This window comes from Planococcus ruber, assembly GCF_022819085.1.
GTDB classification, from domain to species: Bacteria; Bacillota; Bacilli; order Bacillales_A; family Planococcaceae; genus Planococcus; species Planococcus ruber.
The window spans coordinates 885,600-898,572 of the sequence record NZ_JALHAG010000001.1 but is presented as its reverse complement, the minus strand read 5'-3'; the positions used below and the strand labels follow the sequence as shown (position 1 = coordinate 898,572).

The following is a 12,973-nucleotide window of genomic DNA, read 5'->3' as shown; positions in this document are numbered from 1 at the left end:
CCTTTAGGCAAAGCGGCGCATTGTGATTCCGCCTGCAAGTAAAAGCAATGCTGCAATTAAAACCATCAGGCTGTCGACTGGACCGCCAGTTTTCGGCAAAGCAGAAGCCATTGACGAACCGCTGTTTGCTGCATTGCCATCAGCTGCAGATGCCGATTGGGATCCCCTGACGTCTAGAGGGGAAGTTCCTGCCGAAGCCGTCAATCCGATTAATGCATCGCGGCCAGCAGAATCATTGTTCGCATTTTTTTCTCTTGTAGATCCATTCAATATGCCTGTTCCGGCATTTCCTGTATTTCCATCATTTCCAATCACGCCTCCGCCTGAAAGGGAGCCGTCGCCTACTGGAGCACCCGGCAATGCTGGAGTTTCTTCTCCTGGTGCAGTTCCTGGTGTTTCTTCACCAGGCTGTTCACCTGGCATTGTTCCCGGTGTTTCTGTACCTGGCTGTTCATCAGGATTTGGTCCTGGCGTTTCTGTGCTTGGCTGTTCACCTGGGCTTGGTCCTGGTGTTTCTGTGCCTGGCTGTTCACCTGGGTTTGGTCCTGGCGTTTCTGTGCCTGGCTGTTCACCTGGGTTTGGTCCTGGCGTTTCTTCAACAGGAGTCCCTGGCGTTGCAGCTGGCGGTGCCGCTACAAATCCTTCATTGCCCAACAAAGTCACATCAAGTCCGCCTAGAATTCCATCCAGTAAACTGATGGTCAAAAGACTTGAACCTACAGAACGCCCGCTTCCATCTGCATTGTTTTGATTTTCAAGCAATCCTACATGAAGATTTCCCAATAAAGGCAAATTGTCTAACCCAAGATGCAGAATCCCTTCGAAACCTGAAGATTCATTTGTAACGCCATCAACAGATGCGGAGTTTCGTTCCGGCAATACTTGAAGATTTAAATTATCTGCAACCAATAGCTCTTCAAGTGAAAGATCCAGTACGGAACGTTCTTCAGAAAAAGCGTTTTCTGTAGCCATGTTTTCATTTTTCAGCAGCGACAATCCTGTTTGCCCTGTTAAAACCAAATCTTCCAAAGAAAGATCAACCGCTGCTTGTTCTTCAGAAATTTTGTCTTCAGTTACGGAGCTTTCGTTCTTCAAGACTTCAAGATCTGTTTGCCCTGCAACAATCAAATCTTCCAAAGAAAGATCAACCGCTGCCTGCTCTTCAGAAATTGCATCTTCGGTTACGGAGTTTTCGTTCTTCAAGACTTCAAGATCTGTTTGCCCTGCAACAATCAAATCTTCCAAAGAAAGATCAACCGCTGCCTGCTCTTCAGAAATTGTATCTTCGGTTACGAAGCTTTCGTTCTTCAAGACTTCAAGATCCGTTTGCCCGACTGCAATTAATTCCTCGATTGCAACGTCAGCCAGTGCATCTTTCTGAAAAAATTCTGTTTCAGATGAAGCGTTCTCGCTTTTCAATACATCGATCGCTACCTCATCAGTAACAACTGTGCCTTCTGTAGAAACATCGATGACGGCTTGCTTTTCGGAGCCATCTGTTTCCGTCGCGGCACTTTCGTTTTTAAGCACTTCCACTTCCAGCTCATCCGCAACTAATGCATCTTCGATTGAGACATCAACGACGGCTTGCTTTTCAGAAGCCCCTGTCTCGGTTGTCGTGCTCTCGTCTTTCAGCACTTCCACGTTCACTTGGTCAACAGGCGTCTCTTCCAATTTCACATCTACGACAGCTTCTTTCTTGGAAGTGCCTGATTCTGATGCCGTGCTCTCATTATTCAGCACTTCGACATCTGCTTGCTCTGTCAGAATTGTCTCTTCAATCGATACATCGATTACGGCTTCTTTCTCGGAAGATTCAGCGGCTGTTGCCGAGCTTTCACTTTTCAACACTTCGGCTTCCACTTGGTCCGCAATGACCGCATCTTCTACGGAGATATTCACTGCAGCCCCTTCCTCAGCCGATTCAGATTCTGTGCTCGTCAATAACTGAACTTCTACATCATCCAACACCGAATCTTCCAATGAGATATTTACTGCAGCTTCTTCACTTATACTTTCTTCACTGCTTGCAGTTTCTTGTGTTTTAGGAATTTCGACATCTACGCTTCCTGCAACGGGAAGATCGGAAGTTTCAACACTCAGAATTTCCTCTTCACTCAATAAGTCGATATTCAGTTCAAGCTGTCCTGATGCTTCACCTTCCGCTTGCACCAGTGAAGGCGCAAAATTCAAAGTTGCCCAAATCCCAAAAGCTGCTCCAGTATAAGTTATCCAAGTTTTTTTCATTAATTCCCTCTCCTTTTTTATGATGATTTAAATCACATATAAAAAAGGAGTATGAATGGGCGGTTTCCTTAATGGGGTGTGAATCCATTGGATAATCGCATAGCTGTTCTTGTGGTACCATAGCTTTTCGGTAGATGCCTTAAAAACTTCCGCATCCGATAAGGTGCCTAAACCTAGATCCGCATGATGCCCGGCAAAAGAATTTGAAGCAGACATAGATGAAGAAGAACTTGACGATGCTGGGACGGTCGCTACCGAACGCCCCGAGTCTTGGTCTTCCGGATAAACCGGCAGTTTCATCTTGTCGGAAGCTTCAGCAGCTTTATTTTCTTCACTTGCCGCCGCTTCTTTTTTCCCTTCTGCCAATTCACCAACGAAGACTATAGCTTCTGGAGTCGCGTCAATATCAGCTTCGCGTGCGGCTAAAGGAGTAAGGCCGTTTTCACTTTCTAAAACCGGCGTTTCTTCTTGTGCCCCTGCTGTTGCTTCTTCGATACTTGGCTTCATCGACTCGACCGGAACTTTAGTTGGTTCATTAACCGCTGGGGTTGGAGTTTCTACAGTTTCTTCTACGACTGGTTTTTCAATTACTGCAGGCATGTCGACGACAGGAATTGACGGTTCTGGAGACGGATCAGTTACCGGATTTCCAACTGGAGCCGGTGCAGCTTGCTCACCCTTTTCCGGAGCCGGCATAGCTGGCGTTTTTTCTTCCTGATACGGCAAATCGGCTGCTTTATCAATAACTTCCGTTGTGCTGCCGACTGTTTTTTCTGCTGTATCCGTTACCGCTTCCACTGTCCCATTGACCGCGTCATTTGTCTTTTCGACTGTTTTCTGAACACCTGAAGTCACTTTCGTTACGGTTTTATTCACTTCTTTCACGACAGGCGTTACTACTGGAACTTCCGGCAGATTATTGACCGTCTGATCGACTGCTTTAAATACTTCGGAAGTCGTTTTTTCCGTAGTATTCGTCACTTCTTTCACAGTAGTTTTCGCTATCGGAGTTGTATTGCCAACCGCTTTTTCCACTAGCTTCCCTGTATCTTTCAACGTTGAAGTGATGATTTTATTTCCTACAGGATCAGCGGTTTTCTTTAAAGTCCCGCCAGTAAATTCAAGCGTGCCTTTAACCGTCTTATCAACGCTGCCCACAGTTTCTTTTAAGATCGAACCTGTCGACTCAGCTGCTTGCCCCGTGACATTTCCAACCGCGTTCAATGTGCTGCTAATCAATCCTGCAGGCTTTTCTTCGGGTTTTTCCAATTCATCCGCATGTGCGGCGAACGGCGATAAGGCTACTAAACAGGCACCCATGACAAAAGTACAGATTCCCTTTTTCAAGTTTTCACCTCCTTAGCGCGAATTATCAAATAATTCACATGATGATTATTTGATTCCCGTTAGGAGTTTATTTAAAACTTTTATGGATTATTTTTCTATTAAATTTTTGAGAGTTAATTCCACCGGACAATGGTCCGATCCCCATATGTCTTTATGTATTTTGGCACCCTTAAAATTTATGGCCAAGCGCGCAGACGCAATGAAATAGTCGATGCGCCATCCGACATTCTTCTCCCGGCAATTCGAACGGTACGACCACCAAGAGTAGCTGCCGCTTTGCTTCGGGTAAAAATAGCGGAATGTATCGATAAAGCCGCTTCCTAGAAACTCCGTCATCTTCCCGCGTTCTTCAGGGGTAAAGCCTGAATTTTTCCGATTGGCTTTCGGATTCTTCAAATCGATTTCTTCGTGGGCCACATTTAAATCTCCGCAAAGAATGACCGGCTTCTGCTGATCCAGTTTTTTTATATAGGAAAGAAGCGCATCTTCCCAGCGCAAACGATAGTCTAATCGAAGCAGGCCGTGCTGGGAATTCGGCGTGTATATGGTCACAATATAATAGTCTTCATATTCTAAGGTGATGGCGCGCCCTTCTGTGTCATGCTCCGCTATTCCCAACCCATAGTTTACAGAGAGCGGCTGTTGTTTGGTGAAAATAGCCGTACCCGAATAGCCTTTTTTCTCCGCATAATTCCAATATTTATAGTAACCGGGAAGATCCATTTCAATCTGCCCTTCCTGCAATTTGATTTCCTGCAGGCAAAAGACATCGGCGTCCACTTCCTTGAAGAAATCCATAAACCCTTTTTTCATTACGGCTCGCAAGCCGTTGACATTCCATGAAATAAATTTCAAAACTGCACCTTCCTTTTCTCTTCCACCCTTTAGTGTACTGAAAAGAAAGCCCCTTCTCAAACAAGTGATTTTTTGTCAGCTTAGATTTAATTATGTAAAATTTCAGTGAATATTGAAAATGATGCAGTTTTCTTCCAAGGGTTCTTGTACAATGAATTTATCTACAGTTAGTATGGGGGATAAAGACAAAGGGGATAGAGAGATGAAAAAGTTCACAAAGGAAGAAAAGAGTTGGGCGTTCTATGACTGGGGAAATTCAGCTTACTCCATTATCATCACCACTGCTGTTTTTCCGCTGTTCTACAAGTCCGCCGCCACTGAAGCGGGAGTCAGCTTATCGGATTCTACAGCTTATTTAGGCTATACGATCGCTATCTTCACGTTTATCCTAGCGATGATCGGGCCAATCATGGGGACGATTGCCGATTACGAAGGCATGAAAAAGAAATTCTTCACCGGATTTTTCCTGCTTGGCACCGTTTCAACTGCCATGCTCGCGTTTATTCCAAGCGACAATTGGCTGCTGCTGCTCATTTGCTATACTTTTGCCGCACTCGGGGCTACTGGCTCCAACTTGTTCTATGATGCATTTATTGTGGACGTGACGACCGAAAAGCGCATGAATAACGTCTCGGCATTCGGCTACGGACTTGGCTATATCGGTTCGACGATTCCGTTTATCTTATCCATCGCCGTCATTTTGCTTGCAACGAATGAAGTGATTCCGGTTTCCGTCATCAATGCCAGCCGCATCGCCTTTTTGATCACCGCTGTTTGGTGGATTGTGTTCTCCATTCCGCTGCTTCGGAATGTCCATCAGCGCTATTATATTGAACGGGAACCAAGCCCGGTTGCCCAGAGCTTTAAACGCCTTGGGAAGACGGTCCGGGAAATTCGCCAATACCGCGCGCTGTTTTTATTCCTGATTGCGTATTTCTTTTATATCGACGGCGTCGGCACCATCATTTCCATGTCGACGGCGTACGGCACCGATCTCGGCTTGAGCTCGACCAGTTTGCTGATTGTACTTTTCGCCACGCAAGTTGTAGCGGCACCGTTTGCTATTTTGTACGGCCGCTTGTCGGAGCGGTTTACCGGCAAAAAAATGCTTTATGTGGGCATCTGCGTTTACATCGTCGTCTGCATTTACGCCTTTTTCCTGGAAACGATCACCGATTTCTGGATTCTCGCCATGCTCGTTGCAACGAGCCAAGGCGGTATCCAGGCACTTAGCCGTTCGTATTTCGGCAAGCTCGTGCCAAAAGAGAATTCCAACGAATTTTTCGGCTTCTACAATATCTTCGGGAAATTTGCAGCGATTCTCGGCCCCTTGCTTGTAGCCGTCACTTCCCAAGTGACCGGGAATTCAAGCATGGGCGTCTTCAGCCTGGTGGTTCTGTTCATCATCGGCCTGATTATCCTGTCACGCGTCCCGGAACCGAAACCGCATGCGCCGGTTGATGAAGTCGCGCCTGAATAAATCATTTTAACTGTCCAGGCTTTGGCTTGGGCAGTTTTTATTTTTCAAATTCGAGATTTGCTGCGTTTTAGCGCTTCAAATATTTATTATGAAAGGAAGTATATTTTTGAATTTGCGGACGTGCTATGGTTTTAGTTAAAAAAGCGGGGATGCTTGTGCTATGGAAAACGAGGAATGAGAATGTTGATAAAGAACGTGCAGAAATACTGTTGAGGCGATTGCCGAAAACCCATCCATCGGTTGTGTTGGCGAAAAATGATTTATGGAATGCCGAATCCGGAATCAGCGGGGAAAGGCGATTCGATGCGTATTTTTCGATGAGCAAAATCGATTTTCCGCATCTTATTTTACATGATGTTTCGTTGAAATCCGTCCTCCCTTTCCAGTTGGATTCGTTGTTGATCACTCCTTGGTGTGTATATGTGTTTGAAGTGAAGAATATGTCCGGCCGCCTGTTCTTTAAACAATCGCCTCCGCAGCTCATCCAAACGAAAGAAGACGGCTCCGTCACCGGACGCAAAAGTCCCATTGAACAAATGGCGACAAACGAATGGCTGCTCGAAGAATGGCTTTCTTCTCGGGCGTATTTTTTACCGATTCGTTCCGTGCTTGTATTTTCATACACGAAACAGATGCCCGAAAACTTGCCGAGAGAGCAAATCGCGCTGTTTTCAAATCAGCTGCCGATGTTTTTACGAAAACTGCAGCCTGAAAAAGAAATCATGAATTTGAGTGATATGGAGAAGCTCGCTACTGAACTGGCAGCGGCCCATTCTCCTTACGCACACGAGCCGATCTGCGCGAATTCCGCTTTTCCTGTCGAAGCGATGCAGCGTGGCGTCTGGTGTGAGCCTTGCAGCCGCATTGGCATGAAACGCAAGTACGGGACATGGGTCTGTCCGAGTTGCGGCGTTTCAAACAAAGATGCCCACATTCGCACACTCAAAGACTGGATAATGCTGACCGGCGAACCGCTGACGAATAAAAAATGTCGGGAGATTTTGCAAATAGAGGATCATCGTTTAGCTAGCCGACTGTTAATAAGCATGAAAATGAAGAAAATCGGTTCTTATAAAGATGCGAAATACATTTTTGAAACTAGTTGGGAGTATTTTATATGAAGTCGAGAGTATTCGGGTGGAAGTTGGGAGTATTTCATAGAAAGTTGAGAGTAATTACATTCTCAACTCAATAAGAGAGCGGAGGGCCAATATTGATTGGCCCTCCGCTCTTTTTCTTATTTTTTGTCGTCTTTATTCTTCGGTGTAATGGTTGCGCTGCCTGAATCGTTTTGAGTGATGTCGGCATCGCCCAATTCCACTACCTGTGTTTGGCCTTTATCTTGACTGGCTTCTTTTTCTGCTTTCTTCACTTCTTTTTCAACTTGTTTTTCTGCTTTTTCATGTTCTTTTTTCGCTTTTTCTTCAGCTTTCGCTTCTTTGATGACGGCCTTTTCCTGCTTCTTCAATTCTTTTTCTTCTTTTTTCTCCGTGCGCTTCGCTTTCAGCTCATCGACTTTGCCTTTGGTGGCATCTGTCGCACCCGAAGCTTTTTCTTTCACTTGGCCGACTTTGTCTTTCACTTGATCGACGGTGCCGCTCAATTTTTCTTTTGTTTTGCCAGCGGTATCGGAAAGTTTTTGCGAAGAGCCTGCCGTTTTATCTTTTACGACTGCCTGCATTTCTTTTCCGCTTTTTGGCGTTAATAAAAGACCGGCGGCTGCACCGATAATGGCGCCTGTCGCGGCACCCTTAATAAATGCTGAGCTGCCGAGGCCGCCTTTGCCATCAGTCTGAGAAAGTGGCTTGTCGATTTTTCCGGCACGCACTAAACGTTCTTCCACTTCTTCGACGATTTCATGCAAAGTGCGTCCTCTTGCATCCACAAGAGGGACATTCATGTGAAAATCGGCCAAATCTTCTTGATCCCGGACGACTACGCAATCATAGTCCATTGAATCCGTCTTGTCGGTCAACATTTCTGCTTTATAGCCTTTTTGTTCTAACGCATTTTTTACGGATACAAACGGTTCTTCTACTGCAATTTTCACCATCTTTTGCCCACTCCCTTTTCAAATTTGTCTCACTTTTGCTTATAGTTTTTTATTTCCCCTCTTTATCGAAGGAATAAACGCAGTAGCAAGAATGAAACATTTTTAATATAAGGGTAATTTCACCCGGTTCAAGACGAGGCGGCGCACAAGTACGGCACCTAGGATAGCTCCGGATAAGCTGGATACGAGAAAGGGCGGCATAAAGAACAGCGCAGCTGCTTCTGTACCCATCAAAAATTTAGCGTACGGAACGGCAAGGAGCGCGGCCAGAATGCCGGTGCCCACCACTTCGCCGAGGGCAGCCGTCCATACTTTCCCGAATTTCATATAAAGCAAGCCGGCAAGCAATGCCCCGATCATGCCTCCCGGAAAGGCGAGCAGCGAGCCCGTTCCGGTCATGATGCGGACAATCGCGGTGAGAAAAGCTACTGAAACTGCAGCAGCCGGGCCAAAGATGACTGCCGTGACCACATTTACGGCATGCTGGATGGGATAAGCGCGAGCAATTCCGGCAGGAAAAGAAACAAAGGCAGATCCGGCCACGCTGATAGCCGAAAGCATGGCTAAAATAACCAATTTCTTCGTTTTCATTTAGCGACACCATCCAGCGCTGAAGCTCTTAAGGCTGTTACTTCCGCCGCAACGTCTTCTGCATACGCGATCGCGCTGATGACCGCAACGCCAGCGGCTCCGGCCTTCCAAACCGATTCGGCATTTTCAGAGCCGATTCCCCCAATGCCGACAATCGGCAACTTCGGATATGCATCCTTTACCTGTTGGATGCCGGCCACTCCAGCCGGGGCTTTCGCATCGGCTTTTGTGGAAGTCTGGAATACAGGTCCCATTCCGACATAATCCGCACCGCTTTCCACAGCGTGTTTTGCCTCCGCCAATGAATGGACCGATACACCGAGCAGTTTCTCAGCACCCAAAATTTTGCGGACCATTGAAGCAGGTGCGTCGTCCTGGCCAATATGAAGGCCGTCTGCATCAATGGCCCTGGCTAGCTCAAGATCGTCATTGATCAGGAAAGGCGTTTCATAGCGCCGGCACAGCTCCTTGCAGTCGAGCGCAAACTTCAGCAATTCCGCACCTTCTAATGCATTTGGCCCTTTCTCCCTCAATTGAAAATAATCGATGCCTGCTTTTAAAGCTGCTTCGAGAACGGCCAATGGATCTTTTCCTCCGGCATTTCCTGTTCCGAGAATAAAATAAACGGCCGGCACTCTACTGAATTTCGACATCGTACATTTCCCTTCTTTCATCCCCATATTTTCGGTAGGCGGCGTGATTGGTCGGACCATGGCCAGCCCCGATATTCAATTCACTGCTCAAAGCCGCCTGGATAAATCGTTTAGCGGTATAGATCGCTTCTTTAAGCGGCTGCCCTTTCGCCAGCTCCGCAGCTAGGGCGGCCGAAAACGTACAGCCGGTGCCATGGGTTTGCACTGTCGCAATTCGAGGCGACCGGAACAGCAGCTCCTCGCCGTCCCGATGAAGAAAGAAATCTTCTGCGGTCTCTTCGTCCTTCCCGTGTCCCCCTTTGATAATGACGGACTGGGAGCCGAACGACAGAATCTTTTCTGCTGCAAGTCTGCGCGACAAAGGATCCGCAATCTCAATACCGCTCAAGACTTCCGCTTCCGGTATATTCGGCGTGACCACAGACGCTAACGGCAACAACTCCTTTTTCAACGCAGCCCCTGCTTCTGCGCGCAATAAATTCGCTCCGCCTTTGGCAATCATGACCGGGTCGACCACCAGCTGCCGCCAATTGAAATGCCGAATCCACTTGGCCGTTTCTTCAATGATTTCTTCATTAAATAACATTCCGGTTTTCAATGCTGATAGCTGAAAATCCTTTCCGACAGCCTGCAATTGAGTCTGAACGGCTTCTCTTGCCATGGGGTAAATGGCGGCAACGCCTAGCGTATTCTGAGCGGTCACGGCCGTCAGAACAGAAGTCGAATAAACTCCGAGTTCCTGAAATGTTTTAATATCCGCTTGAATCCCCGCTCCCCCTCCGGAATCCGATCCAGCGATGGTTAATACTTGTGGAATCATTTTTGCTGCAGCTCCTTTCCGGGAATGTGTTCGCTATGGCCTGTACTCTGTTTAGACAATTGATTGAGAAATTCGATTTGGAAACTGCCCGGTTCGGAAGCCGATTGGCCAGCTCGTTCCCCGGCCTGACCGTAAAAACGCAGCGCTTCTGCGACCGCATTTAATACATTTTCAGGAGAGATTGCCAGAAAAGCAGCAACCACCGCGCTTAACAGGCAGCCAGATCCCGTAATGGCCGACATAAGCGGATGCCCAAAAGGAATTTCTACCAAGTCGTTTCCATCCGTCACGAAATCAATCGGACCGGTCACTGCGACAACCAGCCCGAGTTTATTCGCCGCCTCGACTGCTAACTGTTTCACATCCGCTTCCCCACTGCCGGCATCTACGCCTTTCCCTCGCCATTCAGTTCCACAAATGGCCGCAAGCTCTCCGGCATTGCAGCGAAGCACGGCAATGTTCACTTCCCTCAAAATTTTCTCAGCTGCAGCGGCTCTGAAAGCTGTCGCTCCTACACCTACAGGATCTAGCACGACTGGGCGGCCCAATTGATTTGCTGTCTTTCCGGCAATGAGCATGCTTTCCAGCGTCCCGGCATTTAACGTTCCGATATTAAGCGACACAGCTCCCGAAAGCGACGCAAGTTCAGCCGCTTCTTCCGGCGCTTCCCCCATAATCGGAGAAGCCCCGATTGCTAGCAGCCCATTGGCCTGGAAATTTGAAACGACGTGGTTCGTGATGCAGTGGACAATCGGATTTTCAGCGCGCAATTTTTCAATCATCTTAAACACCAGCCTTCGTATAAGGTTTTACCGTCCATGTCTGCATTGTCCAAGCCTGTTCCCAAAAATTCCATTCGTAATAGCAGCTGCGCCGGAAACGGTCTTTCAGTTCTTTGCGGCGATTTTCCGAAAGCCCTTCTGCGAGATGGTCCATCCGCTCCATCTGTTCCCTTACAAGCGCTGCAAATTCCTCGCCGCCATAAGTTTCAATCCAGCGGCTGTAGATCGGATGATCCGGCTTCGCTTCTTTCAGGCGGTTGCCGATTTCCTGATACAGCCAGTAGCAAGGCAGAATCGCAGCGAGGACATCTGCCAAATCTCCTTCAGCCGAACGGTACATATGCGATACGTAGGCGTAGGCATTCGGCGATGGCTCAAATTCAGCCCAATCTTCTTTGGTCACTCCAAGGATTTTCATGAACGATTCATGCAAAGCCATTTCTGCCGCACACGTATGCTCTGCATGAAATGCAAATCGCTTAGTCGTTTCTAAATCACTGGCTTTTACCGCGCCGATCGCCTGCACTTTTGCAAAATGCGTTAAGTAATAGGCATCCTGCATGACGTAATAGCGAAAGACGTTTAACGGCAGCGTCGCATCTGCTATCCCTTTAACGAACGGGTGTTCAAAACTCGCTTCCCATAGCTCCTTGCACTCCAACCGGACTTCTTTACAAAATGTCATTTGGCCATCTCCTTTTTGCAAATAAAAACGCCGCTTCCCAGTTAAGGAAAGCGGCGTTTGCGTATGCAGTCATAGATAGAAAAATAGCATGCTTCTCGCCACTTCCCTACGCTGGTATGATCCAGATCAGGTTCAAAGGGTCCGGGCTAATGCCCGTCTCAGCCGATATCCGGCTCCCCCAGTGGGTGTTTTATTTGGTTGTCGACATCACTATAGCACAGATTCGACTTCTGCAACAGACTTATCTGATTTCTCAGCTTTTATGCGCATGCCGTTTTCTGCATCAAAGAAATGGACATGCGACATATCGAAAGCCAGCCGCGCGGTGTGCCCCGGCTCGATGGCCGTGTCCGCTTCAACCCGGGCGATAAATTCCTGCTCCGCATAAACGGCATAAATAATAGTTTCTGCTCCTGTCAATTCCGATACGGTAACGGTCGCATCAAATTCACTGACCGGCAGGCCGGATAAATCTTCGCTGTTGACGTGGATATGTTCCGGCCGGATCCCTAATGTCAGCGGCTTCCCGACGTAGCCTCGGCTATTCAGGATGTCCAACGTTTCTTTCGGGATGCCGATCGTCCGGTCACCCAATACAAAGGAGCCTTTTTCCAAACGGCCTTCAAAAAAGTTCATGGCCGGTGAACCGATAAAGCCTCCAACAAAACGATTCGCCGGATAATCATAGACTTCTTTCGGGCTTCCGACTTGCTGGATATGGCCATCTTTCATAATGACGATCCGGGTGGCCATCGTCATCGCCTCGGTCTGGTCATGGGTTACATAAATCGTCGTCGTTTTCAGCCGCTGATGGAGTTTCGCAATTTCCGCCCGCATTTGGACACGCAGTTTTGCATCCAGATTTGACAGCGGCTCATCCATTAAAAATACTTTGGCATCCCGGACAATTGCACGGCCGAGCGCCACACGCTGCCGCTGTCCGCCTGACAGGGCTTTCGGCTTTCTGTCCAAATATTCCCGCAAACCGAGAATATCTGCAGCATCTTCCACACGTTTCCGGATCTCCGCTTTCTTGAACTTCCTTAATTTTAGTCCAAAAGCCATGTTTTCAAATACCGTCATATGGGGATATAAAGCATAGTTCTGAAAAACCATAGCGATATCTCTTTCTTTTGGCTGGACCTCATTCATGCGTTTTCCATCAATAAAGAATTCACCTTCCGTAATTTCCTCGAGGCCGGCAATCATTCGCAACGTTGTCGATTTTCCGCAGCCTGAAGGGCCGACGAAGACAATGAACTCTTCATTCTGGATTTCAAGATTAAATTCTGTTACGGCCGTTGCGCCATTATCATAGGTTTTTCCCAGATTTTTAATCGAAATCTCCGCCATTTAAATTCCCCATTTCTTTTTCTTTAATTGTATATAGTTTTCTGTCTATTGCAAATTCAACATAGAAAAGCAGAAGAACTTGTTATATACTTACCCTGAAGAAGGAG

12 protein-coding genes and 1 riboswitch are annotated in these 12,973 nt (G+C 47.4%); of the genes, 2 read left to right on the top strand and 10 right to left on the bottom strand.

Features of this window, described 5'->3' with window-relative positions; translation table 11 throughout:
* Nucleotides 1-3: 3 nt before the first annotated feature.
* The 3 genes from MTR82_RS04580 to MTR82_RS04570 form a co-directional block, all read right to left on the bottom strand.
* Nucleotides 4-2,247 carry a hypothetical protein gene (locus tag MTR82_RS04580; protein WP_246807995.1) on the bottom strand — a complete coding sequence of 748 codons (2,244 nt, stop codon included), beginning with the start codon at nt 2,245-2,247 and terminating at the stop codon, nt 4-6.
* A gap of 27 nt (nt 2,248-2,274) precedes the next feature.
* Complete coding sequence (locus tag MTR82_RS04575) at nt 2,275-3,594, bottom strand: hypothetical protein (protein ID WP_246807994.1); 1,320 nt, start codon at nt 3,592-3,594, stop codon at nt 2,275-2,277.
* Nucleotides 3,595-3,681: 87 nt separating this feature from the next.
* Entirely contained in the window at nt 3,682-4,449 is a 768-nt protein-coding gene (locus MTR82_RS04570; protein ID WP_246807992.1) for an exodeoxyribonuclease III, read from the bottom strand.
* Between the two features lie 202 nt (nt 4,450-4,651).
* Here MTR82_RS04570 and MTR82_RS04565 point away from each other — a divergent pair, with 202 nt between their 5' ends.
* Nucleotides 4,652-5,929, top strand: coding sequence for an MFS transporter (locus tag MTR82_RS04565; protein ID WP_246807991.1), 1,278 nt, complete (start codon nt 4,652-4,654; stop codon nt 5,927-5,929).
* Nucleotides 5,930-6,054: 125 nt separating this feature from the next.
* The gene (locus MTR82_RS04560) at nt 6,055-7,050 is read left to right on the top strand and encodes a nuclease-related domain-containing protein (protein ID WP_246807990.1); all 996 of its coding nucleotides are present in this window, start codon (nt 6,055-6,057) and stop codon (nt 7,048-7,050) included.
* Between the two features lie 116 nt (nt 7,051-7,166).
* Here the strand turns inward: MTR82_RS04560 and MTR82_RS04555 are convergent, their stop codons facing one another.
* From MTR82_RS04555 to MTR82_RS04525, 7 genes are all read right to left on the bottom strand, one after another.
* The gene (locus MTR82_RS04555) at nt 7,167-7,982 is read right to left on the bottom strand and encodes a YkuS family protein (protein ID WP_246807989.1); all 816 of its coding nucleotides are present in this window, start codon (nt 7,980-7,982) and stop codon (nt 7,167-7,169) included.
* A gap of 102 nt (nt 7,983-8,084) precedes the next feature.
* Entirely contained in the window at nt 8,085-8,573 is a 489-nt protein-coding gene (gene thiW, locus MTR82_RS04550; protein WP_052650207.1) for an energy coupling factor transporter S component ThiW, read from the bottom strand.
* Nucleotides 8,570-9,226: a thiamine phosphate synthase gene (thiE, locus tag MTR82_RS04545; RefSeq protein ID WP_246807988.1), complete on the bottom strand. Its 657-nt coding sequence runs from the start codon at nt 9,224-9,226 to the stop codon at nt 8,570-8,572. Before thiE ends, thiW begins: the two co-directional genes overlap by 4 nt.
* Entirely contained in the window at nt 9,210-10,046 is an 837-nt protein-coding gene (gene thiD / locus MTR82_RS04540) for a bifunctional hydroxymethylpyrimidine kinase/phosphomethylpyrimidine kinase (RefSeq protein WP_246807987.1), read from the bottom strand. Before thiD ends, thiE begins: the two co-directional genes overlap by 17 nt.
* Entirely contained in the window at nt 10,043-10,828 is a 786-nt protein-coding gene (gene thiM, locus MTR82_RS04535) for a hydroxyethylthiazole kinase (RefSeq protein WP_246807986.1), read from the bottom strand. Before thiM ends, thiD begins: the two co-directional genes overlap by 4 nt.
* 1 nt (nt 10,829) lies before the next feature.
* Nucleotides 10,830-11,513 (bottom strand): thiaminase II, encoded by a 684-nt coding sequence (gene tenA, locus MTR82_RS04530; protein ID WP_246807982.1) that lies wholly within the window; start codon nt 11,511-11,513, stop codon nt 10,830-10,832.
* An 86-nt stretch (nt 11,514-11,599) separates the two neighbouring features.
* Nucleotides 11,600-11,703, bottom strand: a riboswitch (TPP riboswitch).
* A 20-nt stretch (nt 11,704-11,723) separates the two neighbouring features.
* Entirely contained in the window at nt 11,724-12,866 is a 1,143-nt protein-coding gene (locus tag MTR82_RS04525) for an ABC transporter ATP-binding protein (RefSeq protein ID WP_246807981.1), read from the bottom strand.
* Nucleotides 12,867-12,973 lie beyond the last annotated feature (107 nt).

Coding starts and splice junctions, on each gene's coding strand:
- MTR82_RS04580 (WP_246807995.1), bottom strand. CDS start 2,247: ATGAAAAAAACTTGGATAACTTATACTGGAGCAGCTTTTGGGATTTGG.
- MTR82_RS04565 (WP_246807991.1), top strand. CDS start 4,652: ATGAAAAAGTTCACAAAGGAAGAAAAGAGTTGGGCGTTCTATGACTGG.
- MTR82_RS04560 (WP_246807990.1), top strand. CDS start 6,055: ATGGTTTTAGTTAAAAAAGCGGGGATGCTTGTGCTATGGAAAACGAGG.
- MTR82_RS04555 (WP_246807989.1), bottom strand. CDS start 7,982: ATGGTGAAAATTGCAGTAGAAGAACCGTTTGTATCCGTAAAAAATGCG.
- thiW (WP_052650207.1), bottom strand. CDS start 8,573: ATGAAAACGAAGAAATTGGTTATTTTAGCCATGCTTTCGGCTATCAGC.
- thiE (WP_246807988.1), bottom strand. CDS start 9,226: ATGTCGAAATTCAGTAGAGTGCCGGCCGTTTATTTTATTCTCGGAACA.
- thiD (WP_246807987.1), bottom strand. CDS start 10,046: ATGATTCCACAAGTATTAACCATCGCTGGATCGGATTCCGGAGGGGGA.
- thiM (WP_246807986.1), bottom strand. CDS start 10,828: ATGATTGAAAAATTGCGCGCTGAAAATCCGATTGTCCACTGCATCACG.
- tenA (WP_246807982.1), bottom strand. CDS start 11,513: ATGACATTTTGTAAAGAAGTCCGGTTGGAGTGCAAGGAGCTATGGGAA.
- MTR82_RS04525 (WP_246807981.1), bottom strand. CDS start 12,866: ATGGCGGAGATTTCGATTAAAAATCTGGGAAAAACCTATGATAATGGC.